Here is a 2,982-nt window from a genome sequence, read left to right as displayed (position 1 = left end):
TCTCTATACGCAAGATCGTTTCATCCACGCCCAAAATAGCCATGATCTCATCCAGTCCCGAGCCTGTCATGGAACCAAGGAGGCTGACGCGCAGCGGCATCCCTATTTTCCCGAAGCCTATCTCTTTGGTTTCCACGATCTTCTCCATCACCTCATGGTAGTCACATGGCAAATGCAGAGGTTTTTCCCAGGTCTGAAGGAGTGCAATGAAGTCGGTCAAGATCTCTTTGGCTTCACCTTTGAAGGCTTTCTGGACAGACTTTTCGTCATACGTGCTCGGAGGGGTCAGGATCAGGTTGATCTGTTCTGCCAGTTCCACCAGTGTTTTCCCTCTCTCTTTCGTCGCATCAAGCAGCAGCTCCAACTTGTCATGCCCGTGGATATCCACTCCAAACTCTTTCAGCAGACTCGCAAGTTCATCGTTCGGTGTGTTCTTTATATAGTGCGAATTCAGCCAGAGAAGCTTGTCCAGATTATAGTTGGAGGCACTTTTGTTGATATTTTTAGGATCAAAGAGTGCGATCATCTCTTCCATGCTGAAGATCTCCTGGTCTCCATGGCTCCAACCCAGACGGACCAGGAAGTTCAAGAGGGCCTGCGGTAAAAACCCCATCGTTTTATACTCCATCACATCCGTAGCCCCGTCTCTTTTGGAAAGTTTTTTGCCCTGCTCGTTGTTGATCATTGCCACATGGTTAAAGTTCGGTAGCGGAAAACCCAGTGCATTGTAGACCACGATCTGCTTGGGGGTATTGTAAAGATGGTCATCTCCGCGGATCACATCGGTCAGTCCCATCAGTGCATCATCGACCGCAACCACAAAGTTATACGTAGGGGAACCGTCCGCTCTGGCAATGATAAAGTCATCCACCTCATCGGCAGAGATACACATTTCGCCTTTGACCCCATCCGTAAAACAGATATCCCCTTCCTCAGGTGCCTTGATACGGATGACCGGGTCAACACCCTCCGGCGGGGTTCCTGTAAAGTCACGGTAACGGCCATCATAACGCGTACGCTCTTTTCTGGCCATCTGCTCTTCCCTCAGTGCTGCCAGTTCCTCTTTGCTCATATAGCACTTGTAGGCCTTCCCCTCTTCAAGCAGCTGATCGATATATTTTTTATAGAGTTCAAAACGTTTCGACTGATACACCACCTCTCCGTCATGGCTCATCCCTACCCATTCAAAGGCTTTGAGTATCGCCTCGGTCGCTTCTTCAGAGTTACGGGCCATATCGGTATCTTCGATGCGGAGCAAAAATCTTCCCTTGTTGTGCTGCGCGGTCAGCCAGGAAAAGAGTGCCGTTCTAAGCCCGCCTATGTGAAGATAGCCTGTAGGAGAGGGTGCGAAACGTGTAACTGTCATGATCATACCTTAAATAGAAAAATAAGTGAATTGTAGCGAAAATGTGGTTAAAGCGGATTATAGCGTTCGAAGCAGGGACAAAGCAAAGAGCCGAAGCCCTTCCTCCCCGTCTTTTTATTTTTGATCCAAAAGATTACTTGACATGGTCTTTCACACGCAACGCAGCCTTTTCCCCTATGCCTTTGACTCTTTGAAAATCATCAAAGGAGGTAAATGCACCTTTTTTTCTCTCTGCAATGATCGCTTCCGCTTTGGCTTCACCGATACCTTTGACTTCCATCAACTCCTCTTTGGATGCTTTGTTCAACTGCTCCAGGCTCATCCCGAACAGGGCCGATGTGGCAAAAATTAAAAATGCCGCTATGATCTTTCTAACCATGTCATTCCTTTAGTAAATTTATTTTTAGTTATAGATTAATATAACTAAAAATATTATACCTGAATGTTTCTTGTATACTCCGGGACGATCTCCTGCAATGCTCTGACCTTGTCTTCCGCTGCCAGCAATACCTCTATATCGCGTGTCAATTTTGAGATATCGTACGGTGTCGGTTTGACGATGAAAATAGAGCTGTACCTGGTTTCTTCTTCGCTCTCGTCCAAAAGCAGCTCTTCATAAAGCTTCTCTCCAGGCCGCAATCCGGTAAAACGGATCTCTATCTCATCCTCTTTGCCATAAAGCCATATCATCTGCCGTGCCAGGTCTGCTATCTTGACAGGCTCTCCCATATCCAGGATAAAGAGCTCTCCCCCTTTGGCAATCGCTGCGGTTTGAAGTACCAGCTGGCAGGCTTCGGAGATCAGCATGAAATAACGCGTGATCTCAGGATGGGTGACCGTCACAGGCCCGCCTGCCTCTATCTGCTGTTTGAACTTGGGGATGACCGAACCGCTGGAGCCCAATACATTCCCGAAGCGCACCGCCACGATCTCTGTGCCTTTGGCCTCTACATTGTTCGCATAGAGTTCCGTCACTCGCTTGGTAGCACCCATCACGTTGGTCGGGCGTACCGCCTTATCGGTGGAGATCACGACAACTTTTTCCACACCCTTGTCTATACTGACATCTATGACGTTTTTGCTCCCCAGCACATTGTTGAACACTGCCATTTCGGGGTTATCCTCACAGATAGGGACATGCTTGTAGGCTGCCGCGTGTATCACGATCTGCGGTTTGGCCTCATCAAACACAGCCTCCAGGCTCTCTTTGTCGGTGATACTCAGCAGTTTCAGCTGGGCATTTGCGATCTGTTCCCCTATCTGATAGAGGTTGAACTCACTGTGGTCTACCAGTGTCAAAGCTCCCGCACCGAACTTCTGACACTGTCTGGAGATCTCGGATCCAATGCTCCCCCCTGCTCCGGTAATGAGAATGGACTTGCCTTTCACAAAAGAGGAGATCGTATCCAGGTCAAGGTCCTTGGGGTGCCGCGCGAGGAGGTCTTCAACCGTGACCTGCTTCAGTTTTTTTTCTTTTTGTTCCAGTGTCACCACTTTGATATCATAGATATTCAATGCATTCACTCTTGCATACAGCGATTGCAATACATCCTGTTCGAACGCTTTCGCTATGATGACTGCCTCGATGCCTTCTCGCTCCACCAGCATCTCGATCG

Annotated in this window: 3 protein-coding genes; all 3 read right to left on the bottom strand. The window is 48.5% G+C overall.

The features are described from left to right. The coding region (gltX, locus tag VIM88_RS08325; protein WP_331862433.1) for a glutamate--tRNA ligase at positions 1–1,366 on the bottom strand (1,366 nt) is incomplete at its 3' end. Positions 1,367–1,499: 133 nt separating this feature from the next. Continuing rightward, positions 1,500–1,745 (bottom strand): helix-hairpin-helix domain-containing protein, encoded by a 246-nt coding sequence (locus tag VIM88_RS08320; protein ID WP_331862432.1) that lies wholly within the window; start codon positions 1,743–1,745, stop codon positions 1,500–1,502. Positions 1,746–1,798: 53 nt separating this feature from the next. Beyond that, positions 1,799–2,982 (bottom strand): UDP-N-acetylglucosamine 4,6-dehydratase family protein (locus VIM88_RS08315; protein ID WP_331862431.1); only part of this gene is annotated, 1,184 nt, incomplete at its 5' end.

The sequence above is a fragment of the Sulfurovum sp. genome (genome assembly GCF_036568385.1).
Lineage (GTDB): Bacteria > Campylobacterota > Campylobacteria > Campylobacterales > Sulfurovaceae > Sulfurovum.
Note: the sequence above shows the minus strand (reverse complement) of the source record. Positions and strands in the feature narration are given on the sequence as shown.

Bases quoted from the DNA above. Each gene is read 5' to 3' on its own strand.
- VIM88_RS08320 (WP_331862432.1), bottom strand. From the start codon at position 1,745: ATGGTTAGAAAGATCATAGCGGCATTTTTAATTTTTGCCACATCGGCC.